Genomic DNA, 26,776 nt, shown 5'->3' on the forward strand with positions numbered 1-26,776 from the left:
CCATGGCGACCCTTGAACACACACAACACAGCGTTGACCTGGTGGTACTGGGCAGTGGCGCAGGCGGCTTGGCTGCGGCTGCCACCGCCGCCTGCCGCGGGCTGAAGGTGCTGGTCGTGGAAAAGGCCGAACGCTTTGGCGGCACCTCGGCGATTTCCGGCGGTGCGGTATGGCTGTACGGCACCGATCAGGCCCGTGACGCGGGTGCCGAAGACTCCCCCGAGGCCATGCGCACCTACCTCAAACACGTCATCGGTGATGGCTACGACCCCATGCTCTGCGACGCTTTCATCGAGCATGGGCACCAGGCGCTGCGCTGGCTGGAGCAGCACACCGAACTGCGCTATGCCTTGCGCCCGCACTCGCCCGACTATTACCCGGATGCGCCCGGCGCCACGCAGTTCGGCCGCGCACTGGAAATGGTCGAGTACGACGGCAAGCACCTCGGCCAGCGCTTCAAGGACCTGCAGATGCCACCGCCCGGCATGCTGCTGTTCGGCGGCATGATGGTCAACCGCGTGGATATCCAGCATTTTCTCAGCATTCGCCGCTCGCCCAGTTCGCTGTGGCATTGCCTGAAACTGATGGCGCGCTACGCGCGGGACCGCCTGCAGCACCCGCGTGGCACTCGGCTTACCACTGGCAACGCCTTGATCGCCCGCCTGGCCACCAGTGCCTTCGCCCATGGCACGCAACTGTGGCTGCGCAGCGAAGCCGAAAAGCTGATTGTCGAGCACGGCGTGGTGACCGGCGTGGTTGTACTGCACGAGGGCCGACGTCAGCGGGTAATGGCACGTGGCGGTGTGGTGTGCGCCATGGGCGGGTTCGCTGCAGGCGCACTGGCCGCCAGCTACCGCCCCGCCCAAGAGGCGCCGCACCTGACCATGTCGCCCGCCAGCAACGACGGTGCCGCCCTGCGCCTTAGTCAGGCGGTATCGGCCGCCGAGGGCGAAGGCCTGGCGGCCAACTTCTTCTGGGCGCCGGTTTCCGAACGGCGTCATGCCGGTGGCCAGCGGGAACGCTTCCCGCACCTGGTCACCGACCGCGCCAAACCTGGCGTGATTGCGGTAGACCCGACCGGGCGGCGCTTCGTCAACGAGTCCGACTCCTACCACCACTTCGTGCAGACCATGTTTGCCAACGGCATCGCCAGCTGCTGGCTGGTGTGCGATGCCGAGGCGATGAACCGTTATGGGCTCGGCCTGGCGCGGCCGAAGCCTGTAAACAACCAGGCGTTGATCGACGCCGGCTACCTGTACCGGGCCGCTACACCGCAGGCCCTGGCCCAAGCCATTGGCGTAGAGCCCAACGTGTTCGCGCAAACCCTCGAGCAGTTCAACACGGATGCCCGCAATGGCATCGACCGTGCGTTCGGCAAAGGCGGCAACAGCTACAACCGCTACATGGGCGACCCGCAACACACGCCCAACCCCTGCCTGGCGCCGTTGAGCAACGGGCCGTTCTACGCCATCCGCATTCACACCGGCGACCTCGGGTCGGCCCGTGGCCTGGTGACCAACGCCGATGCCAACGTGCTTGACCGTAGCGGCCAGCCAATTGCCGGGCTGTACGCGGTCGGCAACGACATGAACTCACTGATGAAGGGCACCTACCCCGGCCCCGGCATCACCCTGGGCCCTGCCCTCACCTTCGGCTGGCTCGCTGCCAACCACATCAACGCGCGCCTGCAGGCGCCGGCCACCCCTACGGAGACCCCGGCATGTACTACGAACTGAGAACCTACACCCTCGACCCACTGAAAATGGCCGACTGGCTAGCCCTGTACCAAAGCCACGCGCTGGACGTGCAAAGCGAACACCTGGGGAACCTGGTCGGCTTTTTCACCAGCGAGTTCGGCGACGTCAACCAGGTGGTGCACATCTGGGGCTATGCCAGCCTCGACGATCGCATCGCACGGCGCACAGCCATGGCAGCGGACCCGCGCTGGGCAGCCTTTTCGCGGCTTAACCGCGAGCTCGGGGCCGTTGTGCGCCTGCAATCGCGGCTGCTGCGGCCCACCGGTTTTTCGCCGCTGCAGTAAAACGCGCCATCCTCTACCAACGCCTGAGCGGACCCCTTCATGCAACCCCTCGAATGTGACGTACTCGTCATTGGCTCCGGCGCTTCGGGCCTGGCTGCCGCCGTAACCGCCGCGCATCACGGCCTGCATGTGATCGTTGCGGAAAAAGCCCGCCAGCTAGGCGGCACCAGCGCCTGGTCGGGGGGCTGGTTGTGGATACCACGTAACCCGCTGGCCATCGCTGAAGGCATCGTCGAAACCGACGATGCCCCAGAGCGCTACCTGCGTGCGCAAACCCACACCCACGAACTGGACCCGCGTCAACGTGCGTTCCTGCGCCATGGCCCGGAAATGGTGGCGTTTTTCCAACAGCACACGGCGGTACAGTTCCAGAGTGGCAGCCGCATGCCCGACATGCGTGAAGGCGATGGCAGTACACACGGCGGTCGATCACTGTGTGCCCTGCCCTACGACGGGCGCCAGCTCGGGCCTTGGCTGCACACATTACGCCCACCGCTGGACATCGTCAGCCTGGCCGGCATGGGCATTGCCGGTGGCACCGACATGGCCGCCTTCTTCAACGCCACACGCTCGGCCAAGGCGGCGCTGCATGTCAGCAAACGCCTGCTGCGCCATGGGCGAGACCTGCTGCGGCATCGTCGCAGCCAGCAGTTGGTCAATGGCAACGCGCTGGTGGCGCGCCTGCTGCGCAGCGCCTTGGACCTTGATGTGACACTGCTGACCGACAAACCGGCCAGCCACCTGCTGGGCGAAGGCCGGGTCAGTGGCGCACGGTTTGCCGACGGCCAGGTCATCCAGGCACGCCGTGGGGTGGTGTTGGCCTGCGGTGGCTTCCCACATGACCGCCAGCGCATCGCGCAACTGATGCCGCATGCGCCGCAGGGTGACCAGCACTACTCCGCAGCACCCCGGGAAAACAGCGGCGACGGCCTGCGGTTGGGTGAACAAGCCGGTGGCCTGGTCAGTACGGCACTGGCCCAGGCTGGCGCCTGGGCACCTGTATCGAAGGTGCCACGCGGCGATGGCAGTTTCGGCCATTTCCCGCACCTGATCGACCGCGCCAAACCTGGCTTCATCGCGGTACGTCGCGATGGCCGACGCTTCGTCAACGAGGCCGATTGCTACCATGACTTCATGAACGCACTGTTCGCCGCTACACCGCACGGCGAAACACCTGAAGCCTGGCTGATCTGCGACCACGCAGCACAACGTCGTTACGGCATTGGCTGGGCCAAGCCCTTTCCGTTCTCTACCCGCTTCTATCAACGCCGCGGTTACTTGCACAGTAGCGCCAGCCTGGCGGAACTGGCGCAGCGCTGCGGGATCGATGCCGCGCAGCTGCAGTGCACGGTGCACGACTTCAACCGGCATGCAGCCCAAGGTGAGGACCCGGTATTCCAGCGTGGCGCATCGGCCTACAACCGGGCTCAGGGCGAACCGTTGCAAGCCCCCAACCCGTCGCTGCGGCCCTTGCTGCATGGGCCGTTTCACGCCGTGAAGCTACTGCCGGGCAGCCTGGGCACCTTCGCCGGCCTGGGCACAGACGCCTCCGCCCGTGTGCTGGACCCCGCTGGGCAGCCGATACCCGGGTTGTTTGCGGTGGGCAACGACATGCACAGCGTGATGGGTGGGCACTACCCCAGCGGTGGCATTACCCTGGGGCCGGGGATGACCTTCGGGTATCTGGCCGGTAGGGCGTTGAGCGGCTTAAGCTCGCCATGACCTCAGCAAGACATGGCGTCATAAAGGCTGTTCATGCGGTTGCCCCGATTGAGCAACCTTGGGGGACGATTGCAACAACCCGCGTGGCAAGCGGAAACCTTTGAATGGTTGCTGGGTAATGGGGTTAAAGGCCTTTTCAGCATTCAACCGATAGCGCATTACACCGTCACCCGTCCTGAAGCTCAGGTCCACGCTGGTCGCCGTCCGCCCATTGAGCGAGCCGCGGCTAAGCAAGCGGAACATCGACCATGGGCCACGGTATTCGAGGCTGCTGCTATTGCCGTTCTGCCTGAGTAACGTCAGGTTGCTGCGTACCTGTTGACCCATGGTATTGGGCCAGACAATACCAGTGATCCGGCTAGGCCCATGGGTGTAGGAGATCAACTGGCCATCCAGGTCCAGCAAGCTGGTACGCTGGTTCGCACTGAGCCCCAACGGTTCGATACTGAACTGCACACTCAACTTGCCGCGCTGATCGAAGAAGGTTTCGCGAATCCGTTCGGCCAGCTCGAGCTGCTCGATCACGTCGGGGCGAATCAGGGAATGCCCGTGCTGGCCAGACTGCAACGCCTCAAGGTTGTCCTTGAGGAAGACCTTGAGATACTGATCATCAAACTGCTGCAGGCGCCCTTTGGGCCCGAAGAATGCTTCGAAGTCATCCAGTGAAGCATCAGGCGCCCTCACCACAAAGGGGTAACGGCCTGCCAGACGTTGCTGGAAGAAGCTGTACACCTCAGCATCCCAACGTCGCTCCAGTTCGCGCAATGCTTCAACGTTCAGCACCTGGGCTGTCTGGTCGGCAAGCTTTCTGACCTGGTGGTTGATCGGCTCCGGCAAACCTGTGGCAACACGTTGCAGGGTGCCAATCGGGTCCTGCCCGGTCATCGAGAAGCGCTGATGCACAGCTTGCAGTGCAGCCTTGCCGCGGTCCGGGCTGTCCTGTACGGCATTGGCATAGTCCAGCACAGCCGATACGGCACCCAAGGTTTCGTCGTAGTAGCTCGGTTTGTCTCCTGTCACCTGCAACATAGCGCCCAGGCCTGCAAAAGCCCGCTGGATGGCCTGTGCTTGCTGTTGCTCGGGCTTGCCCGTTACTGGCAGCAACGAACCCGCCTCGCCCGGTGCCTCGACAACTGCAGGTGACGCAAGCGACGTGTTGTCCCTGACCGTATGCAGCAGCCGCTGCAACGGTGCTGCCGGGCCAGTCAACTGTTCCAGGACAGTGACACCATGGTCCAGATCACGGAAGTCCGCCACGGTGAAAGCGTTCAAGGCGCGACGCCAGCTGTCGACGTAATCGGCGCTGTAAAGGTTGTGCAGCCGTTCGGTCAGCGCCTCTCGATCAACGCTCGAATAATCGAGCTGGGCACGCTCCCCCAGCGCCCACTGATCGATCATCGCCATTTCAGCGAACCGCTGGCTGCGCGGTTCAAAGTACTCCCTGAAGCCTTTGGCTGTGAGCATGGGGGACAGCTGTACATCCTCCTCCCCATGCCTGGCCCCGAAAGATGGCTGATACACGACATCGAAGGCAGGACCTACCTGGTGACGCAGGTTCAGGCCGGTGTGCAATTGCTCGTGAGCCTGTTGCTTCAGCCCCTCATAAACCCGCTGTGGCAAAGGCAATTTACGCAGTGCCTGCTGCACTTCGCTGACACGCTCACGGTACTGCGGCAAATCGGTGTCAGCGTAGGCCAGGGCGTATTTCAAATGGTGCATGAGGTCTCGCTGCAACTGCCCCTGGCCAGGGAACGCCTTTTGCCATTGGCGCGCCATCCAGTCCTCCACCCATTCAGGCCGGCGACTGTGGCGGTCCTCGATCATCCGGTAAACCCTGAGCGCCGCCATTTGTTGCTCGCTGCCCGGCGGAGCTGCGTTCATGGCATCGATCACGCCGCTGGCCAAGGCCGGCAAAAAACGCCTGGACAACAAGCTGAGGTACGCTTCGTCAACCGTGGGGCCAATGTTGCGCCCTTGGTAAAGGCCAAGATCGGCAACCCCTGGCCATGCCACGCGATAGTCGCCAAACACCGCCACCGCATCGCGGATCTGGTCCAGTGGCGCCAACAGGTTGCGCCCGCTCGGGTCAAGGCGCTGATCGACCTGGTGATGGCTGTACTCCTGGCTTTTGGCGAGCACGCTGGCGGCCTTGGAGCCATTGATATCGAAATAGCGTTGCCAACTCGCCACGGCGATGCTGAACGCAAGGATGCCCACGCCCGAGCCGACCCACAGCAGTTGACGCTTGCTGCGCGCCACCCGAACGTTGTCGCCCGCCAGGCCGGCCTCCTGATAGATGACCCGCCTGAAGGCTTGCTGAATGAAGTAGGCCAATGCCTTGCCTTGTGCCTTGCCTTCACGCAGCGGAAGTTTCGTCTTGTAGGGCTGTGCGGCTTCACGGACAAAGGCATTGCGCATGTCGCCTTGCTGCATCACAGACGACCAATACACACCGCGTACCAGAGCAGGCGTGGAGTAACGGTCACTCACCAGGGTTTCGCGCAGAAATGCCAGCAGTATGGGGCGCAACCCGACCAGCTGCCCATACAGCGAAAACAGGCGCCCACACGGTGGCGCGTTCACCAGCACATCCAGTTGATCGATGAGCTGCTCCTGCAAACTGACGAGAAACCGACCGTAGTGCTCGTCATACTCATCCAGCCAGGCGTCGAACGCGTCAACCGCATCCAGTTTGAAGGTGAACCCCAACAGGTTTTCGCGCCTGGCGGCCGAAAGCTTGCTGTAGAACTGATCGAAGCCGTCCAGCAAATCGAATTTGCTCAGTACCACGTAGAGCGGCAAGCGCGAACCCAGGTGGCTGCTCACTTCGTACAGGCGGGTGCGCAACCTGTGGGCCAACGCAACGCGCTGCTCAGGCGTGCCATGCAGCAGTGCCGGCAAATCGACGACCAGCACCACGCCGTTAAGCGCTCGCTGGCTGCGATTGCGCAGCAGCCAGCCCAACAGGTGGTCCCACAACCTGGCCTGGGCCCCCGGCACAAAAGAGGACGCTGACTCAGCGGGAGCATCAGCTGCCGAGCCCGCCGCTGGCTGCTGGCGAATGAACGCACCGGGTGGGTCGATGAGCACAGCATCGTCGCTGACCCACCAGCCCACCGGATAGGCCAGCGCTTCAGTCTGTCGCCCTTGTGCCTGGACCTGATCGATACGCGTCAGGGTAAAACGCTGATCGGTGCAGTCGATGAAGCTGGTTTTACCGGCCTGTTCATCACCTATTACCAGGTACCAGGGCAGCCGGTACAAGGCACGTGGCCCACCGGCATTGTCAAGGTACCGGTCAAGCCCCTGGCTGAGCGCCTTCTCTTGCGCCTGCACCAACGGCAGCGTGCGATCTTGTTCGGCGGCCCGTGCCTGCCGGCGTTCCGCTTGCAATCGGCGAAAGCGTGTACGCAGCACCACCAGCCAGCCTATGAGCGGCACGAGCATGAGTACCAGGGTTGCCACGCTGCGGTGCGCCACACTGGCCAGTGGCTGTTGCTCACGCCACGTCCATTGCGGGCCGAGCCACCAAATGGCGACCAGCAGCAGCGTTGCCGTCAACCCAAGCAACAGCGGCAGCGCCAGGCCATTGCGCGTTACCCACGGCAAGCCCCAGCCTTTGAATTGCTTCCATATATGATTCATCGAGGCTCCTGGTCCTTGTGTTGATCAGCCAGCGCTGGAGCGACTGCGTACTGCTGAAGCCGCTGGAATACCTCTGGCTCCCACGCACTGGCGGTGGTTTGCTGCATCGTTCGGGCAACGCCGGCGCACAAGTCCTGGGCCAGCCAGGACACGCCCCGTGCGGCCAGCAAGTCGGCTGCGATCATGGTGGTATGGCAGCGGTCCCGAGGGGTACCCAGGTCCGCCTGCAGTGCTTGCAGCCTCAGCAGCACGGGCTCTACGCCGCCGCTGTCCAGTTGCCCGGCCAGTTCCTCGTGCAGGCCACCAAACGCGTGGGGTGCGGCCGCTTGGCCAGAAGGCCCTTGCGCGCCCTTGAGCCACGCCAGGCATTGGTCATCGACAAATATCAATCCGTCGCTGAAGCACAGCTGCTGAAGGGCCGGCATGCGCTGTACAAACCGGGCGGTCGCGCAACGGATGGCCTCAGCCACATCGCTCATCGCCAGCCGCGTGGCGACGGTTGCAGCCAGAAAGCTGCCACGAATCCAGTAGGGGCACGCCGCCACGCTCTTTTCGATGCGCTGAAGCAAGGCTGGGTCTATCGCTGTGCTGGCAATGGCCTCTTCATAGACCCGCGTGATATCCAGAGGCACCGCCATCAATTCTGTGCGGCTGCCTTGCCTGGCCGCAGGCGCCGCCTGAATGTGTGCCCACAAGCCAAAACGCCGCAACTGGTAGCCGGTTGGGTCGTAAGGATCCTGCTGGTTGATGAGTTCGGCCATGGCCAATATGGCGCGTCGTGTCTCACGTTCAGTGCCCATCGACACACGCGGCATGGGCGCGGCGATGACATCGGCCAGCGGCGCAGGCTTCACGCTTGCAGCCGGCGCCTTGGGCACGTCAGCCTCGCCGGCACCGCTGACACGTTCAATGTGTTGGCACAGCAGGCGCTCCAGCCCATCGAGAACAGCAGCCTCCAGCTGTGCTGCGTGCTGTTGTTGCAGGTGTTTCAATGCCGCCTGCGCTGCTGCTGCATGGGCAGGGGTATAAGTGAAACGGTCGAGACGCGGCAGCGCCTCGGTCAAGCGGTTGATCACCAGCCCGACCAGCTTGCGCTTGGTCAGGAAACCTTTCGGCCCTGGCTTGGGGTGGGCGGGTTCCCAATAGCACTCGATCATGCGGGCCAGCAACGCCAAGGTATCTCCCCAACGCTCCCAGCAGCGGCTGCGTAACCAGGCGGCACTCAAGTGCGCGACGATTCGAAGGTGCTTGCATTGCTGGCTCAGGTACTGACAGGACGCCTCTTCGATGTAAACCCAGTCGATCATCGCCTCCTGCAGCCCGCCCAGCTTGACCATCTCCTGGTCGATTGCCTGGTAGGTTTCGTCCTCGACATCGAACAGCCCAGCCGGTACTGCGGGATCGATCGGCGCCAGCAGTCGCGTGAGCTTGCCCTCTGACACCTGCGCTACCACCGGCATGTGCTTCGCGCCTGGCTTATCAACGGGGTCAGCCCTTGTGCATCGAAGATCAACCCGTCGAGCTCGCTGTGCTCACTCACCACTTCGATGCGATGGGCACCAATCAGCTTCCTGATCTGCTCGATTGCCGGCAAACCCCGGCCGGCATCGATTACCTGCCCGTTCTCCATCACCTGCCAGGGTGTTTCACGGGTAGACCAGCCCTGCCCTGTCAGCCGTACCTTGACCCAGCTTGCCTCGATCGGGCGTTTGGCAATCAGTTGCAGCCGGGAGATGGCCTGGATGCAACTGATTGCCAGGTAAGCGGGTTCGTTACCCGATGCGATGGCAGGCGCTGATATCACGAGCGCTGAAACGCCGGCACCGTCATCGGTTCGGCTACCGATGTGAAACGTCAGGTCATCTGGCGTCCGCGCCGCTTCATTTGCCATCACGCGCAGCACGCTCGGGGCCTGCTGCTCTGGTGCAGACCACTGCCGTTCTGTCGTGTATGCCGGCGTGTTCGCAGCCTGGTCGAAACAGGCCAGTCGCTCGACGTTCGACACAATCCGTGAACAGTCCCGCGTGGGGCCTGCCAGTACCGGCTGCAAACAAAACAGCAACGAGAGACCGGCGCCATATACAGAACGGTTAATCATCCTGATTCACTCTCCAAAAACAGTACAAACGCCTATATGGCCGCGCCCACTTTCCTACAAACACATATCGACTCACGCGCCAAAAAAACAGCCAGCCAAAACAAAACCGGACGGAGACTAATACACAGCGACGACTGCATACAAACAAATATTTACTTACATCTTCATGCTCGACCAAAGAGCACTTAACCCTGCATGGTTTTTATAGGAACAAGGCAACTCACCCCGCCAGATAAACATATACAAGAAACTTCCTACAAGAGAAACAGCACATTAAACAACCCCCACAATCAAACATCCTACAAACCAACAGGGAGTTACGTACCGATGTCTAGAAATACGGGTTCTGTCGCGCCTAAAGAACGCGTCAATATCAAATACGTCCCCGCTACGAGCGATGAGCAGGCTGAGGTAGAGCTGCCCCACAAAATGCTGGTACTGGGCGACTTCGGCCTGGATGAAGACCGCGCGCTCGAAGACCGTCAGGTGATGCGTGTCGACAAACACACGTTCAACAGCGTGTTGAACGACGCCAACGTGAGCCTGGCGGTATCTGTGCCTTCCGTGCTCAGTGCCGCCCCGGATGCCGAGCTGGCGGTCCATCTGCAGTTCAGCTCCATTAACGATTTCGGGCCGGACCGAATCGCGCGGCAGGTCCCCGAGCTGAACAAGCTGCTGGAACTGCGCGAAGCGCTGGTCGCCCTGAAAGGCCCGCTTGGCAACGTCCCGGCCTTTCGCAAGCAACTGCAACACCTGCTGAACAACGAGCAAACCCGTAAACAGCTCGCACAAGAACTGGACCTGTTACCTGAAGCACCAGAAAAAGACTGAGACAACGGAGCGTCCCCATGCCTAAGCCAAACACCACCACCGTCACCACAGACGCAACCCACGATACATTGGGCAATGGCACCTTGCTCGACCAGATCATGGCAGAAACCAAACTGGTACCTACGCAGGAGGGCTATCAGGTTGCCAGACAGGGCGTATCTGCCTTCATCGCCGAAATCCTCAAAAGCAATGACCCAGATCAACTGATCAACAAACACCGGGTCGATCAGATGATTGCAGAGGTTGACCGGGTTCTCGGCAAACAGATGGATGCCATTTTGCATCAACCCGAGTTCCAGCGGCTTGAGTCCTCATGGCGTAGCCTGAAACTTCTGGTCGACCGCACGAATTTCAGGGAGAACATCAAGCTTGAAATTTTGCACATCAGCAAAGAAGACTTGCTCGACGACTTCGAAAATGCCGCAGACATTACCTGCAGCGGCCTCTACAAACATGTTTACACCGCTGGGTACGGCCAGTTCGGGGGAGAGCCGGTTGCGGCCATGGTAGGTAACTACAACTTTGGCCCCGCCTCTGCGGACATCAAACTGTTGAGTTACATGGCCTCCGTAGGTGCCATGTCCCACGCGCCCTTCCTTGCCGCACCTTCCCCCGAGTTTTTCAACTTGAGCAGCTTTGAAGAGTTGCCCAACCTCAAGGAAATAAAAGACCTCTTCGCCGGCCCACGCCATGCCAAGTGGCGCGCTTTTCGCGAAAGCGAAGACGCTCGTCATGTCGCGCTGACCGGGCCACGCTTCATGCTGCGCTCCGCCTACCACCCGCAAGAAAAGCCAATCGAGAGTTTCAACTACAACGAAGACATCGCCGGGCGGCATGACCACTACCTGTGGGGCAATTCCGCCTTCCTGCTGGCCAGTTGCATCAACGACAGCTTCGCCCGCTACCGCTGGTGCCCGAACATCATCGGCCCGCAATCGGGTGGTGCGGTCGAAGACTTGCCAGTCCACCTGTACGAGTCACTGGGGCAATTGCAGGCCAAGATTCCTACCGAGGTGCTGATTTCCGATCGCAAGGAGTTCGAGCTCGCCGAAGAGGGCTTCATCGCCCTGACCATGCGTAAAGACAGCGACAATGCGGCGTTCTTCTCTGCCAACTCGGTGCAAAAACCCAAGAACTTCCCGAAAACCCCCGAAGGGTTGGAGGCACAGACCAACTACAAGCTGGGGACCCAGCTGCCCTACCTGTTCATCGTCAACCGGCTGGCCCACTACATCAAAGTGCTGCAACGCGAACAGATCGGCAGCTGGAAGGAACGCCGAGACCTTGAATCCGAGCTGAATAAGTGGATCAAGCAGTATGTCGCCGACCAGGAAAACCCGTCTGCCGATGTTCGCAGCCGCCGGCCGCTACGTGCCGCCCGCATTGAAGTCTCGGATGTTGCCGGTGACCCAGGCTGGTACCAGGTTTCGATCGCCGTGCGTCCGCACTTCAAGTACATGGGCGCCAACTTCGAGATCTCTCTGGTTGGGCGGCTCGATACGCAATGAGTGGTTTTTTTGAACGCTTGACGGTGGACCCTAGTTCCCGTCCCCAGGCCACTCGACAGGAAAGCGCTGCGGACACCGTCGCCACCATCAAGCGCCACCTCGAAACGCTGCTCAACGCCCGCCAGGGGTGCTCTCAGAGCAGTCCTGAGCTGGGCTTGCGTGACTTCAACGGGCATGACGTGAACCGCGGCGACTTGCTCGTACAAGTGAGCGCGGACATTCGCCGCACCCTTCAGCGCTTCGAACCACGCATCCAGATACGCACGCTCAAGGCAGTGCCCGATACCCATGCCCCGCTGGAGCTGCATTTCAGGCTCGATTGCCAGGTGCAGGTCAACAACCACGCAGAGCAGCTGCAACTCGAGCTGCTGGTCAACGGGCACAACCGCTACACCCGAGTGAGGTGACCGATGTCACTGAAAGACCGCTTCAGCGAAGAGCTGCGTTACCTGCACGAACTGGGGAACGACTTCGCCAAGGACAACCCACAACTTGCAAGGCTGCTTGGCACAGGTGCCAGTGACCCCGATGTCGAACGCCTGATGGAAGCCTTTGCATTCCTGACCGCCAAACTGCGGCTCAAACTGGAAGACGACCTGCCGGAGCTGACTCACCCCATGCTGCAGTTGTTGTGGCCCAATTACCTGCGGCCCCTGCCCAGCGCGACGATCATCCAGTTCACCCCGGTCAAGCAATCCCTTAGCCAGTCCCAGCACATTCCGAAGGGGTCGAGGTTGTGCTCGGAACCCGTGGACGGCGTAGCCTGCGAGTTCCGCACGTGCACTGCGGTGAGCATTCATCCGTTCAAGATCGACACGGTGAGTGCAACCCAGACACTCGACAACGCGGTGATAAGCATCGGCCTGCAGGCACTGGTCGACCGGCCACTGAACAGCCTGGGCTGCTCCAGCCTCGACTTTTACCTCAGCGGTGATGTCCGCACGGCCCGGACGTTGTACCTGTGGGTTTCTCAATACCTCAAGCACATCAACGTGATCGTCAAGGGTGAAGTTCGTCGGCTGCCGGCCGGCAGCATCTCCTTCCCGGGATTTAGCCCCGACGACGCCTTGCTGCCCTACCCACAAAACGTCTTTGATGGCTACCGGATCCTGCAGGAGTACTTTGTCTTCCCCCAGCGCTTCCACTTTTTCAGCGTCACCGGACTGGATCGAGCCTGGCCAGCGCATGACAGCCTGGCGGTAAACCTCGAGTTTCACTTCACGCGCCAGTTACCCGACACACTGCGTGTCAGCAACGCAGATTTCAGTTTGTTCTGCGCACCTGCAGTCAACTTGTTTCAGCACAGTGCCGAGCCCATCGACTTGTCCAGCGAGGACGCCTTGGTCCCACTAAAACCCAAGGGAGCGGAGCCACACGGTTACGAAATTTTCAGTGTCGACCAGGTCATCAGCACGCGAACGACGACCGACGGGAGTGTCGGTGAGCACCTGCGAACGTTTCGGCCCTTCGAATCGTTCGCCCATGAAATCGAGCACGTTCAAGGACGCACTGCGCTGTATTACCGCTACCAGTTGGAGGCGTGCCTGCGCGGCGATGGCGTCACGCACCGCATCGCGTTCGTTCGTGCCGATGCCAACAGCTATATCGGCGAGCTGGAAACCGCATCCATCGACCTGACGTGCACCAATCGAGACCTGCCGCTGGCGTTGGGCATCGGTGACATCAACGTGCGTACCGAGTTTACGCCGCCACTGGCCACCTACACCAACATCTGCAAGCCCACCCGCCCTTGTCGCCCGGTGCTGGACGGCCAGTTGCAATGGGCATTGATTTCCAACATGTCGCTCAACTACCTGTCCCTGCTCTCGATCGAGCCGCTCAAAGCGGTGATCCGCGCCTATGACTTCGTCGCCCTGCACGATATCCAGCAGGCGCGTACCACCCAGAAGCGCCTGGACGGCATGCGCGACATTCATACACAGTCTATGGACTGGCTAATCAAGGGGCAACCCATTCGCGGCCTGCACACCCGGCTGAAGCTGGACCAGGCCGCCTTCCTCTGCGAAGGCGACCTGTACCTGTTCAGTTGCGTGCTTGCCCACTTCTTTGCCTTGTACGCCAGCATCAATTCCTTCCATCAGCTGGAAGTGATCAACATCACCAACAACGAGCACTACACATGGCCAATACAGACCGGCAAACAACCGCTGATCTAGCCGACAGACTGCTCACCGAGGCGCACCAGTACAACTTCTTCCAGTTGCTGGAGCGGCTGCATGGGCTGCATGGCGACGATCTGGAACCCCGTTGGCCTGACGAGGCTACCCGGTTGCGCGTGCGTCTGGCCTGTGACCCACGGCTGACCTTTCCCGTATCGGATGTTTACAAAGCCCAACGCATGCCCGACGAAGAGGCGCGCTACCAGCTCGTCGCCACGTTCCTCGGGTTACACGGTACCGATTCACCCTTGCCCACCTATTACCTGGAGCAGGTGGCCTATGAACATGCGCAAGGCAGCGGTGTACGGCCGGCATTCTTCGACTTTTTCAATCACTACCTGCTCAGCCTGTTACACCGCAGCTGGCGCAAATACCGGTATTACATCCGCTTCCAGCCGGGCGCCCGTGACGGGTTCTCGCAGTACGTTTTTGCCCTGCTGGGGCTTAATGACAAGCAACTGCGGGGAGATACGGCACTGCCCTGGAGCCGCCTGCTCAGTTTTGCCGGGGTCATCGCCAGCCGCAGCCGTGCGCCTGGCACCGTGGCCGGCATCATTGCGCACTGCTTCGACCTCAAGCATGTGCAGATCCGCGAATTCGAAACGCGCTCGGTACCCACTGCGGCCGGGCAACGCGTAAGCCTGGGGCGCGCCAACGGCCTGCTGGGCAGTACGTTCATGATCGGCAGCCGTACACGCACACGCAGCAGCAAGTTCACCATCGTGATCAGCGAACTCGACCAGACGCAGCTGCGGGACCTGCTCCCCAGCGGCATCAACTTCGGCCGTTTGCGTGCACTGATCGACGTTCTGCTGCGTGACGGCCTTGCCTACGACCTGGAGCTGCGCCTGAAGCAGAACGCGTTGTCACCCTTCTGCTTGCACCGCAGCAAAGGCGCCTACCTGGGCTGGACCAGCTTCATCGACGACCGGCATGGCCAGAACAGTCCCGTTGTACGGTTCAGGGGGCGCTCATGAACACATTGACCGTGAGCATCATCAACCTGGACCAACTGCGACATGGCGTTATTGCCAGGCACCGATTCGATTGCAAGGGCGGAACCATTGGCAGCGCACAGACAAGCTGGCGACTCGACGACCCTAATCAGAGCGTTGCGCCCATCCACTGCGAGATCCGCTGGATAGAAGGCAGCTTCTGTGTGATCGATCATTGCCAGCGCACCTATCTGAATGGCAGCACCACCAGCCTGGGTGCACACCCACCCAGACGCCTGCTTGAAGGCGACCAGCTTCGTGTGGGTGCTTATCGGCTACAGGTTCAGTACGCCCAGGACCCCGCCACCATGCGTTCGCTGGAGGACATGTTCTATCCGGATCAGGGGGTAATCGACCGCCTGATAGCCGAAGAAACAGCAACCCCTTGGCCGATCGAACCCTCTGCTACCCAACCGGCTGCCGAGATCTACTCGGCCTTCGAGCCCGCCATGGGCAACGATCCCTTGGCAGCGTTGGATGCAGCCGCTGAGTCGGTGGCTTCCCCGTCGAGCCCGCTGCTGCGGCTGATTGCCGGAGAGCGCCCATGACCCGCCAACCGTTGCTGGTCGCGGCCCTGCTGGTTGCAATGTTCGGGGGTGCCGGCTGCACCTCGTTAAGCAGGATGAGCCAAGTTGCCATGGACCACACGTTGCCCATCGGGCAGCCGAAGGATCATCCGACCGAAGTTGCGTTCAGCATCAACGCGAGCCCTACCCTGAATGGTAATCCGAACAGCCTTGAGGTAGCGGCCGAAGAACAGCACAGCACCCTGGAGCCCAGCCCCTACGCCGTAACCCTGAGTGCGGGCGACCCTTATGCACTGACGGAAAAGATCGTGACCCTGCTGGAATACCTGCACGAGCAGTTTCCAGCCATGTCCCCCATCGAGGTGGATGAGGAAGGCAACGATGACCCAGCTCGCTCTCCTCTGGAAGAGAGCACCCCCGGTAGCTACGACGACCCGACCGTAACGTTGACCTTACCGCACACCACAACCATGGCCTCGGAACCCGTCGCCACGCCGATTGCCATCAAGATCCTGCAGCTGCGCGACGACTCGCTACTGCGCAACACCGTGTACCAGTTGCTGGACCAGGACCCGGCCAAAGCCCTGCGCAGTACCTACATCCGTGATGACGATTACCTGCTGCGCCCTGGCCAGTTCAAGTACATCCCGTTCGAACCCATCCATGCCGAAACCCGTTTCGTGGCGGTGATTGCCGACTACCGAGGCCTTGAGGACGCCAGCTGGCGGCAAGTGCTGCGCATTCCGCCGCGTGGCCGCCAGATCATGCTGTCGGTGTTGGTCAACGACACGCACATCGTGCTCAAGGAAGAAGACTGATGGCACGTCTACTCCCCTTTGCCCTTCCCGCTTACTCACGCTGACATGGAGTGCCCATGAGTTCACGCAATCCCGTTCTTTGGCCAGAAGGCCTGTTCGTAAAACCACAGCATTTCCAGCAAGCAGCCCGGGCGGGTGAAGCAGCCCTCCACCAGCGCCTTGCCAGCCTGAACGCAGCCTTCTACGGCTTTAGCGAGCTACAGCTGAACGACGAGTACCTGAGCCTGGGCAAGATCGCTATCACCCGGGCGCGGGGCGTGATGCCGGACGGCACCGTGTTTGACATCCCCGCCGACCTGCCACCGCCGCCGCCGCTGGAAATCGACGACGACGCGTGCAAGGACAGCGAGGTGTATCTGTGCCTGCCGCTGCGCACCGAGGGCGGCTGCGAAGTGAGCTGGCCCGACACTGCCGCCAACTACCGCTACACCGCCCAGCCACAGGAGATCAAGGACACCCACTCTGCGAACGGTGACCTGGTACAGGTAGACCTTGCCATGCCCAACCTGCAGCTAAAACGCAAGGCTGAAGACAGCAGTGCCTACACACGCCTGGCCATGACACGCATCCTGGAGCGGCGCCCTGACGGCAGCCTGCAACTGGACGAAACCTTCTACCCCACCAGCGTGTCAGTGCGGGCGGTGCCGGCACTGCAGCGGTTTCTTGACGAAATGACCAACACCCTGCGCGAGCGAGCGCGAGGCCTTGCCAAGCGTATTGGCGCCTCGGGCCAGTCCGGTATCGCCGACATTCGCGACTTCAACCTGCTGCAGGCCATGAACCGCTGGTGGCCGTGCTTTCAGCACCTGGCCCGGCAAGCGCAAACGCACCCCGAGCAGCTTTACCTGTGCATGAGCCAGGCCTGCGGCGAGTTTGTCACGTTCACCGACGAAAGCAGGCTCCCGCAAGATTACCCCGCATACCACCACACAGCGCTGCGCACTTCGTTCAAGCCGCTGGAAGACACTTTGCGCCGCGCCCTGAGCACCGTCCTGCAGCCGCGCGCCATTTCACTGCCGTTGGTGAACGAAGCGTTCGGTGTGATGACGACCAGGCTGGAAGACCGCCGTCTGATCGACGAAGCCGACTTCATCCTTGCCGTGCGCGCCGACCTGCCACCGCAGGTGTTGCGCCAGATGTTCATCCTGAAAGCCAAGATCACCTCACTGGAGTCGCTGTACGACCTGGTGCCGCTGCAACTGCCGGGCATCCCCTTGTTGCTTTTGCCGGTGGCGCCGCGCGACCTGCCTTTCCACGCGGGCTTCAGTTACTTCGAGGTGAACAGGCGCGACCCGGCCTGGGCGTGCATGGCCGAGGCCAATGGCTTTGGTCTCCACATCGCGGGCGAATTCCCCGGCCTCGAACTGCAGTTCTGGGCGATCAGGAGTCAGTGAGATGGCAAATGACACGACTACCCCCACCGATGCAACAAACGCTGAAGTCAGTCAGCTGAATGCAAACCTTAAACCATCAGTACCCGACCACCAGGCCGCGCCGGCCAATGGGCAAGCCTCTGCGCAAAAGCCTGAGCCTGTGTATGAAGGCTATCCCGCCGACCCGCAGTTTCAGCTGCGGGGCGGGTTCGCCAACCTGATGCTGGATGCAGCATCACCGCTGTTTGGCCTGGTCATACGCCTGCGTACGCTGGACGAATTGCCAAATATCAAAGATGTGCACCAGCAAGTGCGCAACCAGATCGACAACATTCAGGAAGAAATGCGCCAGCACGGGTACGAGCCCGCTCAGCTGCTGGCGTATACCTACGGCCTGTGCCTGTTCATCGACGAAGCCGTCATGGAGCGGCCCTGGGGCAAAAGCAGTTGCTGGAGCCAGGAACCCTTACTGAGCATCTTCCACGACGAGACCTGGGGCGGAGAAAAGATCTTCACCGTGATCTCGCGCCTGATGCAGGAGCCCAAGCGTTATCAGGACGTGCTGGAGTTCATGTACTTCGCCCTTTGCCTTGGGCTGAGGGGCAAATATGCGCTGGCGCCGAAAGGCGAAGAAACCGTCACTGCACTGATTCACCAACTGCACGGGATCATCCGCGAACTGCGTGGCCCCACCCCTGAAGAAGTCTGCGACCCCTACACCAATGTGGCCCCACGCAACTTCCGCATGAACCGGCAATGGCCCTGGTGGAGCCCTTTGGTGATTTCCGCCATCGCCATGGCCGTGGCCTACGGCATCTACAGCTACCGGTTGCACCTGATTACCACAGAAGTACTGGAGTCGCTCAACGCCATCCTGCAGCAGTAGGCGAAGGCTACATGCACCCACCGAATTCACCCCATTAGCGAGGCATCTGCCTCATTGAAAAGCCCATCATTTTCGATGGCCACGCCACCTGTGGTGTGCGTGTTAATCCACATGGACGCAGGAGAAACTGCCATGCCAACACCCGCTTACATCAAGATCGAAGGCAAGACCCAAGGCAACATCACCGCAGGTGCATTCACGTCCGACTCCGTCGGCAATGTGTTCGTTGAGGGCCATGAAGACGAAATTCTGGTGCAGGAAATCAAGCACCAGGTAACTGTCCCGACCGATCCGCAAAGTGGCCAGCCTGCCGGTCAAAGGGTGCATAAGCCCTTCGTTTTCACCAGTTCATTGAACAAAGCCACACCACTGATGTACCAGGCCCTGGCCAGCGGCGAAATGCTGCCGACCGTTGAAGTGAACTGGTACCGCACCTCAGTGGAAGGCAAGCAGGAGCACTTCTTCACCACCATGCTGGAGGACGCCACCATCGTGGACATCAATACCGTCCTTCCGCATGCCCAGAATCAGAAAAACGAGCATTACACGCAGCTTGTCGAAGTGGCCCTGTCATACCGCAAGATCTCATGGACACATGTGACCGCAGGTACCGAAGGCTCTGACGATTGGCGTAAACCGATCGCCTGATCTAACGGAAAAGCCCAGGCAGTCATGGTCTGCCTGGGCACTTCGAAGTCTCAGACGACGGACAAGAACTGCTTATGCCCAGCCAATCTGACTTGCGATACAGCTTCCAGCCCCTCGTTGGCAACGCTGAGTTCGAAGTGGTGTCATTCAAGCTCGAAGAAGCGCTCAGCCAACCATTTACGTTGACCCTGGAGCTGATCAGCTTCGAACACGACATCGACTTCGGCCACCTGCTCGACAAACCCGTGCTCTTCACCATCTGGCAGGGTGAACGCCCTGTACGGTACGTACACGGCCTGGTCAGCCGCTTCAGCCAGGGCGAGAGTGGCTTCTGCCGTACCTACTACCATGCCTTGGTCGAGCCCCAACTGGCCCGCGCCAGGCTGCGCTCGAACTGGCGCATCTTCCAGCACAAGACCGCCCCGCAAATTCTCGAACTGATGCTCAAGCGTCAAGGTATCGTCCAGTATCAATTCGGCACCGGTTTCGACTACCACGTCCGGGAATTCTGCGTACAGGCTGGCGAAACCGATCTCGACTTCTTTGCCCGCATCGCTGCTGAAGAAGGCATGGTCTATCGGTTTGAGCACACTGAAAAGCAGCACAAACTGATCATCACCGACCGGCTGCTCACATTGGGGCATATCGAGTGCGACACAGCCCATGGCGAGGACGATGACGAAGGCTTCGTCGAGGGTAACAAACCAGCCAGACCTTCCACCGTGCTGTACCACGCCAACAGCGGGGGCACCCGACACACCCCTTGTCTGCAATACTTGCGCTACAGCGAACACGTGCGAACCGCACGCCAGGTTCAGCGCGAGTACACCTTCACCCACCCGGCCTATCGCCAGGAACATCGGGCCTCGGGGCCCCATCTGGAACACCAGTCCACAGACTATGAGTGCTTCGACTACCCCGGCCGCTACAAACGCGATGCCGTCGGCAAGCCGTTCACCGAAAACCGCATCACCGCCCTGCGCCACGACGTGCGCATTGCCGAAGTCCGAGGCGACGATGTACGCCTGCAACCGGGCCTGAGTTTCACCCTGACCGGCCACCCCCGGGAAGACCTGAATGTGCACTGGCGGGCAAGCACGGTCACCCACGAAGGTAGCCAGTTCACCAGCTTGCAGGAAGAGTCGGCCGGTGCCGACCAAGGCACACGCTACGAACAAAAAGCGCTACTGGTGCCAGGCCGAACTGAATGGCGCCCTGCCCCGCTGCCCAGGCCACGGGTTGATGGCCCCCACATGGCGACCGTTGTCGGGCCGCCAGGTGAGGAAATCTATTGCGATGAGTGGGGCCGGGTGAAGGTCAGCTTCCCCTGGGACCGCGAAAGCCAGGACAACGCGTTCAGTTCATGCTGGGTACGGGTATCCCAAGGCTGGGCCGGCGGTAGCTGGGGCTCGATGGCTATCCCGCGTGTCGGCCAGGACGTGATCATCCATTACGTCAACGGCGACCCTGACCAGCCAATGATCACCGGGCGCACCTACTGCGGTGACCAGCTACCGCCTTACGACCTGCCCCGGCACAAGACCCGCATGACCATCAAAAGCCAGACCCACAAGGGGGATGGTTTCAATGAACTGCGTTTTGAAGATGAACTGGGCCAGGAAGAGGTGTTCATCCATGCCCAGAAAGACCAGAACAACGTGGTCAAGCACGACGAGACGACACAGGTCGGCAATGATCGCCATGAACAGGTCAGTAACGACGAAACCATTCTGATCGGCCGTGACCGCACGGAAACGGTTGGCAATGATGAGCGCGTCTCCATTGGCCAGGATGCCACGCTCGATATAGGTCGCAACCAGACCATCAATATTGCCAAGGACCGCGTTGAAACCATCGGTAATCACCGCCACGACCGGATCACCGCCAATCACCACACCCTTATCGGCGGTAACCTCTATCAACAGGTCGAAGGGCTTGCAGCGCTTGAAGCCCGCGAGGAAATCCGCAGGCGAACACGCCGCTATGAGCTTCGCACGGCGGAAGCGGTGATCATCCAGGGGCCAGGGGGCGCCATCCGGATCGACGAGACAGGCATCACACTGGACAGCCCGACGATTCGCATCAACGGCCAGATGCTCAAGTCTGCAGACGGGGCAACCAACCCCTTCTCAATCAGCGGCACGCCGGTCACTGGCAAACCTCTGGAGCGCCAGTGCGGGCGCCGCGCCGATGGCACCTGCGCCATGCCCGACTGCCGCTGTATGCGAGGGACAGGCCAATGATTACAACAACCACCCTCTCACAACCGAGCGAGCACTTCGGGAAGAACGCTCGCTTTCTGCTGCTCGAAAGCCGCGTGATCGAGCACTGGGCCTACCGGCCTATAACCCAAATACTTGCCAATGGTGAGCTGGTACCCGCCTATGCCCCTTCGGTACTTGAGCTTATCAATGATGTCAGCCTGAACACCCAGCATGCGTGGCTGTGGAGGCGCAGCGCTCTGGACGAACGCCATGACTTCGGCCCGTTGCTGGTAGCTGTGTCAGATGCACCAGAACTGCTTGCCCATGCAATCGCTACCTGGATGCCCGTTGGTGGCGTCATTGCGCTGGATGCCGACATTGGGCTTGCCCAGTTGGCAGACCATTTCACCAGCCTTGTGCAAATCTCGCTTCCGGATCAGGGGCTGGCCACTTTCCAGTTCAACCCGGACCACCTGGCGGCCTGGCTGGATGCACTGGATGAAGAGCATCGAAACGAATGGCTTGGGCCTGTGACTTCGTTGGCCTGGCGAGTCAACTGGGGACCCGCTCACGCGTGGAAATCACTCGAACGCAGCCCGACCCCTGCACGTTCCTTTTCGCAAGCCCCGCTCTCACTTGGCAGGCTTGAACTTGAGCGGCTGCAAGCAGGCATGCACGAGCATTTCGTGCTCACGTTGGCACACGAGGTGGTAGCCCTGCCACAGCACGCCACCCACACATTGGCCGACATCAGGCAATGGATTGAGAGCCTGCTGCCACAACTGAAAGCCCTCAACTTTCGCGATGAGGAGGTCGCTGGAGAGTTCATCAGGCTGATTGCCAGGCACATGTGGCTCATGACCGATGACCAGGCCGGGAAGATCTACACCAACCTCGAGGAGTCTCCACAGGGCCGCCTCTACGAACTGCACGCCTTGGTCGAGAGCAAGGAATCCAACCATGAATGACAACAGTGTCAGCAGCGCCACCTCCGGCCCTGCCTGCAGCGCACGCGTCCCCATTCTGCCCATTCGCTATGCCATCGTGCCGCGCACCGCTGACGCGCCCGCCTGCCGTTACGCCGAATCATGCTTCAACCTGGAACAAGGCTTCGCCCCGCTGCAGCACTCCGCCTATACCCTCCGCGCACTGCGCCCGGGTTATGTCTACGTGTTCATGAAAGGCACTCTGGGCCAGAAGCTGGTCATCCATGAGTACGTTGGCGCGGGCCTCTACAAGGAACTGCTCTACAAAGGGCTGGATGGCTACCACCGGCGTGACCGCTATCTGTCCAGCCGCCCCATGGGCTGGGTGTGGGCCGACACCTGCCCCGATACCGCCAGGGAGGTGTGGATCGGCTACAGCCCGCACCTGTGGACCAACGCCATGACCGCCCGCATCACCGGCTCGTCCGCCCTGCTCAAACGGCACATGCGCCGGCTGGACATGGCCGAACTGATAGCCGGCAACCGGGCACCCTCGACCCAGCCCCATGTCTTGCCGGTCAGTGCCCTGCAAACCTGGGTCGAAGACTTCAAGCCCACCGAGCGGCGCATGCCGCTGAGCTGGAGCAGCGACCCGATCACCGACACCTTGCCCATCGGCAACCTCGTCGCCGTGGCCCGGCACTATCCCTGGACCCAACCCAAAGTGCCAGTGGTGGTCGCGCTCGCCGACGCCGAAGGCATGGCCCTGGACCTGAGCCTGTCGGTGTCGGCCTACCAGCACCAGTTGCGCGACCTGATGCCCGCCGAGCAGCTGCAACACACCAAACCCGCCCAACCGCCCGAGCACGAACGCGTGCCGGCGTGCTTCCAGCTGGATGCCGAACAGTTGAGCACGCAGAGCCGTGACTTTCACCATCGCAACCTGGTGGCCATGCTGCTGAACAAGACGCTGGAGAGTATGTACCCGGCCGACGCTGCCTCGCCCGAACTCGCCGCGTTCCGGCTGGGCACGGAACGCCGGGGACCGGCCCTGTCGCCCGCCGAGTCACATTTCCAGGCCCTCACCCACAAGGACTACTCCCCCCACGGCGCACGCCTGGCGCAGCGCCTCGATCTGGACAAATACCGGCGCTTCCTCGCCGAGCGCGACGCGCTGGGACGCCGGATGGCCGCCCTGCGCAACCAGGCCTTGCACGCCAGCAACGACCATGACGCCTGGCTGGCGACGGCCGAGCCCGAGCATATCGACAACCCCTACAGCCTGGCCGCCGCCCTGGCCTGCTACGACCGCGACGAAATCGTGTCCGCCCGTGGCCTGGAAATCTCCCTGGCGCTGCTGATCCACCCGATGGGCCAACCGACGCCGGGCGCCGAAGAACTGGATCGGCGTTTCAAACGCCTGGAGCAGTGGCTGGACCGGGACGACAGCCCGCTGTACACCGCCCTGGCGCCGTTCAACCCGTTCAAGGACAAGGCCGATTCGATCGGCAGCCTGTTCGGCGCCAGCGACAACGTGATCGAAGGGTTGGCCGGTCGCTTCCCGGCCATGGCCGACATCACCGACCTCACCGCCCAGTCGGTCAATACCGTGGTGCTCAAACGCCTGCGCGGGCAAACCCGCTGGGACGCCAGCCATGGCCTGCGCCAGCAGGTGTTGTTGGCGGCGCGTGAAGCGAATGCCGAGAAAGCGCTGGGGCTGTTGGCAGCGCGCTACCGAGTCACCGAGCAGGCCATCAAGAACAATCCGTTCAGCCAGGAGGTGGAGAAGTACCTGAAGAATGGCATGGCGCAGGTTGAGGAGATAAAGCAGTTGCGCATTTCGGGGAGCCGGACGGTCTCGATCGAAATGACCACCACAGCACGGGTGAAGCCCAACTTTCTCGGGATGCTCACCTCGGGTGGAGGCGGAGGTTTGAACGCGGGGATGCTGTGGTACAACATCCTATCGCTCCAGACGGCCTACAACAGCCTGCAGAAAAGCAATGCCCCGGAATACACGTTGGGTTTTGCTTCGTCGATTTTCGGGGTGATCGGTGCAGCAGCGGCGACGCTGGTCAGCGTAAGGGCGACGCAGAAGGCCGTGATGCTGCGGTTAAGTTCGACAGCACCGGGCATGGCGTTTGGCAACGGAATTATCAAGTTCTTAAGCAGTAATCTGTTTGCGCGTTTGGCTGGTTATCCGGCAATAGCATTTGGTTTTTTCGCGGACAGTGCTAAGGCGTTGCGACAGAATGACAACGGCAACCTAACTGCAGCCAGTTACACGATGGCTGGTGGATTCACCATGGCTATTGGTTCCGCTGTCGCCCTTGAAGCAGGACTTGCCGTTGCCGGCGCGACATCAGTTGTGCCGTTCGCCGGCTGGGCCGCAGCTGCCCTTGTCCTCGTAGGTGTAGCCATTATTGCAGCAGGTCTGTATTTACACGCCAAGGCACACGAGCACCTTCACAGCCCAATTGAGCTTTGGGCAGCACGCGGTATCTTTGGCAATCGCATCAATGATGGAGAGGCACGCCCCGACATCACCTTGGACTATGAGAAGAAACTCCCTGCTTTCGCCTCGCTACAAACTGAAGTCAAAGCTTGGCACAACGAGCATTACGGACCCAAGCTACTATCTGCCGAGCAGGCCCTGTCACTTGGTATAACTGACGTTGACACGAAATGGCATCTAAGCAATCACTGGTCCCTACCAAACTGGACCGCTATCACACACAACGAAGTAGCCACACCTCAACTAACCGTTGAGTTCACCGTGCTGCTGCCTGGCTTTAGGTTAGGCGTAAGTGAATGGTCAGGAAGCTTGAGTTCCCTCCGTGACGACCAAGGAATGGACGTTTTCCCAGTCGCCCCAACGGGCCACATCGTAAATGCCGGCCTGGTTCTGCATTTCAAAAACACGTTAGCCAACCAGAAACATGTCTCATTACATCTAGGCTACAGCGCCAATCAAGGCCTGAACGAAGACAATGAGATCCAATCAATATTTCGTCTGGAGCGCTGATTATGGCAACCACCTGGGTATTCAATTCAACGTCAGACTCTGGGCACAAACCTGCAATTGCGGGACAACTGGCAAGCGTATCCGAGAATACTTTATGCCTGCGAAACCCATGGGTAACAGACTCCGTATTTATGGGTAAACTGTACTGCGCAATAACAGTCATATCACTCATCGGATTTTACCCTCAAATACTCCCAATCACCTTAGACCTCTACAATGAAAACATTGCAATAATGCTTTTGTTTTTAATTTCTCCATTTCCTTTCGTTCCCTTTCTCATTTATCGCATCTATTTTATAAAAAACCTATCAAGCTTTTGCCTCAATCGCTCAACTCAAAAAATCTACTATCAACGCTTGAGCAAGCTATTCGTCTTCGAGTGGAGCAACACCGGCGGTGGCCTGTTCAAACGCACCGAATATGGTGGTTCATCCTTCAGCACCAGCTACGCCCTCGCCTTCGCCCCGCGCCGAGCAGACGGTAGCCTCCACCAAAAAGACTGCCTCTGGGTCGACAGCAACGAGCCCACCGAACCCGGCGTCAGACACGTCGCCGAAGTCTGGGAATACCTGCGCCACTTCATGGCCCACGGCCCCGACAAACTCCCCCCTCCCGGCGAACCCAACTGGTGGCACAAGCCCCTGCATGCCATCTGCCTAACCCCGGCTGAAGCCTGGCGCCACTACGCCCCCTGGCGAACCGGCGAACCCGGTGAAATGCAGGGCAAGAAAAACTGGCAACTGCCCTTCTGGGCCGTGCTGTTCCCCTACAACCTCACCGTCGCCATCTGCTGGTACGGCATCTGCCGCCTGTTCAACGTTCGAGCCGCGCCACCGCCCCCTGCCGCCTTCGAAGAAGCCCCTGCTAAATTCAACAAAAGGAAGCGCAAATGAGATCCATCGTATTGGTAGGCCATCGCCACAGCTGCCCGATCCATGGCGAAGGCACGGTACAAAACGGTGCAAGTGCAACCTTCGTAGACGGCAGAGCCGTGGCGCGCGTGGGCGACCGCATCAGTTGTGGCGCCGTCATCGAAACGGGCGCAGCTTGCACGATCATCGAGGGCCAGCCCGCAGCAAGGGAGGGGGACACCACCAGCCATGGCGGCACGCTAGTCGAGGGTGACCCGGGTTGGCTCATAGACTGACAACGACTATCAGCACGTTAGCCAATCTGTTTTTCACCTCGCAACCGTTCGATAACCGAACAGTAGCCCGTCTCGTGAATTGACGCTGCCATCTTCACTGCGCACCATGCACCGGCCTTGCGTGCCCCCCTGCCTGGGAACCGGCCACGTACCTGTCGTACCGCAGCTGAATACAATTTCAAGAAACGAGCCGTTTATGAAC

At 60.7% G+C, this 26,776-nt stretch carries 21 protein-coding genes; 18 read left to right on the forward strand and 3 right to left on the reverse strand.

What is annotated here, in order from left to right; genetic code table 11:
* Nucleotides 1-2: 2 nt before the first annotated feature.
* The 3 genes from ACF8MI_RS04995 to ACF8MI_RS05005 are packed head-to-tail and all read left to right on the forward strand — an operon-like array spanning nt 3 to nt 3,763.
* Complete coding sequence (locus tag ACF8MI_RS04995; protein WP_104835014.1) at nt 3-1,736, forward strand: FAD-dependent oxidoreductase; 1,734 nt, start codon at nt 3-5, stop codon at nt 1,734-1,736.
* Nucleotides 1,721-2,041, forward strand: coding sequence for an NIPSNAP family protein (locus tag ACF8MI_RS05000; RefSeq protein ID WP_025753224.1), 321 nt, complete (start codon nt 1,721-1,723; stop codon nt 2,039-2,041). The genes ACF8MI_RS04995 and ACF8MI_RS05000 overlap by 16 nt, the downstream gene beginning before the upstream one ends.
* A gap of 39 nt (nt 2,042-2,080) precedes the next feature.
* The gene (locus tag ACF8MI_RS05005) at nt 2,081-3,763 is read left to right on the forward strand and encodes an FAD-dependent oxidoreductase (protein ID WP_104835017.1); all 1,683 of its coding nucleotides are present in this window, start codon (nt 2,081-2,083) and stop codon (nt 3,761-3,763) included.
* An 18-nt stretch (nt 3,764-3,781) separates the two neighbouring features.
* On the opposite strand, the gene tssM is transcribed toward ACF8MI_RS05005, so the two are convergent.
* The 3 genes from tssM to vasI are packed head-to-tail and all read right to left on the reverse strand — an operon-like array spanning nt 3,782 to nt 9,506.
* Nucleotides 3,782-7,408 carry a type VI secretion system membrane subunit TssM gene (tssM, locus tag ACF8MI_RS05010; RefSeq protein ID WP_392517391.1) on the reverse strand — a complete coding sequence of 1,209 codons (3,627 nt, stop codon included), beginning with the start codon at nt 7,406-7,408 and terminating at the stop codon, nt 3,782-3,784.
* Nucleotides 7,405-8,868: a type VI secretion system protein TssA gene (gene tssA, locus ACF8MI_RS05015; protein WP_223624686.1), complete on the reverse strand. Its 1,464-nt coding sequence runs from the start codon at nt 8,866-8,868 to the stop codon at nt 7,405-7,407. The genes tssM and tssA overlap by 4 nt, the downstream gene beginning before the upstream one ends.
* Nucleotides 8,856-9,506 (reverse strand): type VI secretion system-associated protein VasI, encoded by a 651-nt coding sequence (gene vasI, locus ACF8MI_RS05020; RefSeq protein WP_082426398.1) that lies wholly within the window; start codon nt 9,504-9,506, stop codon nt 8,856-8,858. The genes tssA and vasI overlap by 13 nt, the downstream gene beginning before the upstream one ends.
* 327 nt (nt 9,507-9,833) lie before the next feature.
* On the opposite strand from vasI, the gene tssB reads away from it, so the two are divergent.
* From tssB to ACF8MI_RS05095, 15 genes are all read left to right on the forward strand, one after another.
* Nucleotides 9,834-10,337, forward strand: coding sequence for a type VI secretion system contractile sheath small subunit (tssB, locus tag ACF8MI_RS05025; protein WP_104835022.1), 504 nt, complete (start codon nt 9,834-9,836; stop codon nt 10,335-10,337).
* Nucleotides 10,338-10,354: 17 nt separating this feature from the next.
* The gene (gene tssC, locus ACF8MI_RS05030; protein ID WP_060499223.1) at nt 10,355-11,845 is read left to right on the forward strand and encodes a type VI secretion system contractile sheath large subunit; all 1,491 of its coding nucleotides are present in this window, start codon (nt 10,355-10,357) and stop codon (nt 11,843-11,845) included.
* Nucleotides 11,842-12,252 carry a type VI secretion system baseplate subunit TssE gene (gene tssE, locus ACF8MI_RS05035; protein ID WP_164524440.1) on the forward strand — a complete coding sequence of 137 codons (411 nt, stop codon included), beginning with the start codon at nt 11,842-11,844 and terminating at the stop codon, nt 12,250-12,252. The genes tssC and tssE overlap by 4 nt, the downstream gene beginning before the upstream one ends.
* A 3-nt stretch (nt 12,253-12,255) precedes the next feature.
* The gene (gene tssF, locus ACF8MI_RS05040) at nt 12,256-14,022 is read left to right on the forward strand and encodes a type VI secretion system baseplate subunit TssF (protein ID WP_392517392.1); all 1,767 of its coding nucleotides are present in this window, start codon (nt 12,256-12,258) and stop codon (nt 14,020-14,022) included.
* Nucleotides 13,986-15,002, forward strand: a complete 1,017-nt coding sequence (tssG, locus tag ACF8MI_RS05045) for a type VI secretion system baseplate subunit TssG (protein WP_392517393.1) — start codon at nt 13,986-13,988, stop codon at nt 15,000-15,002. The genes tssF and tssG overlap by 37 nt, the downstream gene beginning before the upstream one ends.
* Complete coding sequence (locus ACF8MI_RS05050; RefSeq protein ID WP_060499227.1) at nt 14,999-15,568, forward strand: FHA domain-containing protein; 570 nt, start codon at nt 14,999-15,001, stop codon at nt 15,566-15,568. Before tssG ends, ACF8MI_RS05050 begins: the two co-directional genes overlap by 4 nt.
* Nucleotides 15,565-16,365: a type VI secretion system lipoprotein TssJ gene (tssJ, locus tag ACF8MI_RS05055; protein ID WP_060499228.1), complete on the forward strand. Its 801-nt coding sequence runs from the start codon at nt 15,565-15,567 to the stop codon at nt 16,363-16,365. Before ACF8MI_RS05050 ends, tssJ begins: the two co-directional genes overlap by 4 nt.
* Before the next feature lie 56 nt (nt 16,366-16,421).
* A complete protein-coding gene (tssK, locus tag ACF8MI_RS05060; protein ID WP_392517394.1) occupies nt 16,422-17,759 on the forward strand; it encodes a type VI secretion system baseplate subunit TssK in 1,338 nt (445 codons plus the stop codon).
* Nucleotide 17,760: 1 nt separating this feature from the next.
* A complete protein-coding gene (gene icmH, locus ACF8MI_RS05065) occupies nt 17,761-18,624 on the forward strand; it encodes a type IVB secretion system protein IcmH/DotU (protein WP_060499230.1) in 864 nt (287 codons plus the stop codon).
* A gap of 132 nt (nt 18,625-18,756) precedes the next feature.
* Nucleotides 18,757-19,272, forward strand: a complete 516-nt coding sequence (locus tag ACF8MI_RS05070) for an Hcp family type VI secretion system effector (protein ID WP_060499231.1) — start codon at nt 18,757-18,759, stop codon at nt 19,270-19,272.
* A 74-nt stretch (nt 19,273-19,346) separates the two neighbouring features.
* The gene (locus ACF8MI_RS05075; protein ID WP_104835031.1) at nt 19,347-21,515 is read left to right on the forward strand and encodes a type VI secretion system Vgr family protein; all 2,169 of its coding nucleotides are present in this window, start codon (nt 19,347-19,349) and stop codon (nt 21,513-21,515) included.
* Nucleotides 21,512-22,444 (forward strand): DUF4123 domain-containing protein, encoded by a 933-nt coding sequence (locus ACF8MI_RS05080; protein ID WP_104835033.1) that lies wholly within the window; start codon nt 21,512-21,514, stop codon nt 22,442-22,444. Before ACF8MI_RS05075 ends, ACF8MI_RS05080 begins: the two co-directional genes overlap by 4 nt.
* Nucleotides 22,437-25,427, forward strand: coding sequence for a T6SS effector BTH_I2691 family protein (locus ACF8MI_RS05085; protein ID WP_392517395.1), 2,991 nt, complete (start codon nt 22,437-22,439; stop codon nt 25,425-25,427). The genes ACF8MI_RS05080 and ACF8MI_RS05085 overlap by 8 nt, the downstream gene beginning before the upstream one ends.
* Nucleotides 25,428-25,429: 2 nt before the next feature.
* The gene (locus ACF8MI_RS05090; protein WP_156866772.1) at nt 25,430-26,320 is read left to right on the forward strand and encodes a hypothetical protein; all 891 of its coding nucleotides are present in this window, start codon (nt 25,430-25,432) and stop codon (nt 26,318-26,320) included.
* A complete protein-coding gene (locus tag ACF8MI_RS05095; RefSeq protein ID WP_200928533.1) occupies nt 26,317-26,574 on the forward strand; it encodes a PAAR domain-containing protein in 258 nt (85 codons plus the stop codon). Before ACF8MI_RS05090 ends, ACF8MI_RS05095 begins: the two co-directional genes overlap by 4 nt.
* Nucleotides 26,575-26,776: the final 202 nt, after the last annotated feature.

Origin of the sequence: Pseudomonas sp. yb_9 (assembly GCF_043103635.1) — a bacterium.
Taxonomy (GTDB): domain Bacteria; phylum Pseudomonadota; class Gammaproteobacteria; order Pseudomonadales; family Pseudomonadaceae; genus Aquipseudomonas; species Aquipseudomonas monteilii.

Bases quoted from the DNA above. Each gene is read 5' to 3' on its own strand.
- tssJ (WP_060499228.1), top strand. From the start codon at position 15,565: ATGACCCGCCAACCGTTGCTGGTCGCGGCCCTGCTGGTTGCAATGTTC.
- ACF8MI_RS05000 (WP_025753224.1), top strand. From the start codon at position 1,721: ATGTACTACGAACTGAGAACCTACACCCTCGACCCACTGAAAATGGCC.
- tssB (WP_104835022.1), top strand. From the start codon at position 9,834: ATGTCTAGAAATACGGGTTCTGTCGCGCCTAAAGAACGCGTCAATATC.
- vasI (WP_082426398.1), bottom strand. From the start codon at position 9,506: ATGATTAACCGTTCTGTATATGGCGCCGGTCTCTCGTTGCTGTTTTGT.
- ACF8MI_RS05080 (WP_104835033.1), top strand. From the start codon at position 21,512: ATGATTACAACAACCACCCTCTCACAACCGAGCGAGCACTTCGGGAAG.
- ACF8MI_RS05085 (WP_392517395.1), top strand. From the start codon at position 22,437: ATGAATGACAACAGTGTCAGCAGCGCCACCTCCGGCCCTGCCTGCAGC.
- tssC (WP_060499223.1), top strand. From the start codon at position 10,355: ATGCCTAAGCCAAACACCACCACCGTCACCACAGACGCAACCCACGAT.
- ACF8MI_RS05005 (WP_104835017.1), top strand. From the start codon at position 2,081: ATGCAACCCCTCGAATGTGACGTACTCGTCATTGGCTCCGGCGCTTCG.
- ACF8MI_RS04995 (WP_104835014.1), top strand. From the start codon at position 3: ATGGCGACCCTTGAACACACACAACACAGCGTTGACCTGGTGGTACTG.
- ACF8MI_RS05075 (WP_104835031.1), top strand. From the start codon at position 19,347: ATGCCCAGCCAATCTGACTTGCGATACAGCTTCCAGCCCCTCGTTGGC.
- tssM (WP_392517391.1), bottom strand. From the start codon at position 7,408: ATGAATCATATATGGAAGCAATTCAAAGGCTGGGGCTTGCCGTGGGTA.
- ACF8MI_RS05070 (WP_060499231.1), top strand. From the start codon at position 18,757: ATGCCAACACCCGCTTACATCAAGATCGAAGGCAAGACCCAAGGCAAC.
- ACF8MI_RS05095 (WP_200928533.1), top strand. From the start codon at position 26,317: ATGAGATCCATCGTATTGGTAGGCCATCGCCACAGCTGCCCGATCCAT.
- tssK (WP_392517394.1), top strand. From the start codon at position 16,422: ATGAGTTCACGCAATCCCGTTCTTTGGCCAGAAGGCCTGTTCGTAAAA.
- tssG (WP_392517393.1), top strand. From the start codon at position 13,986: ATGGCCAATACAGACCGGCAAACAACCGCTGATCTAGCCGACAGACTG.
- tssA (WP_223624686.1), bottom strand. From the start codon at position 8,868: ATGCCGGTGGTAGCGCAGGTGTCAGAGGGCAAGCTCACGCGACTGCTG.
- icmH (WP_060499230.1), top strand. From the start codon at position 17,761: ATGGCAAATGACACGACTACCCCCACCGATGCAACAAACGCTGAAGTC.
- ACF8MI_RS05090 (WP_156866772.1), top strand. From the start codon at position 25,430: ATGGCAACCACCTGGGTATTCAATTCAACGTCAGACTCTGGGCACAAA.
- tssE (WP_164524440.1), top strand. From the start codon at position 11,842: ATGAGTGGTTTTTTTGAACGCTTGACGGTGGACCCTAGTTCCCGTCCC.
- ACF8MI_RS05050 (WP_060499227.1), top strand. From the start codon at position 14,999: ATGAACACATTGACCGTGAGCATCATCAACCTGGACCAACTGCGACAT.
- tssF (WP_392517392.1), top strand. From the start codon at position 12,256: ATGTCACTGAAAGACCGCTTCAGCGAAGAGCTGCGTTACCTGCACGAA.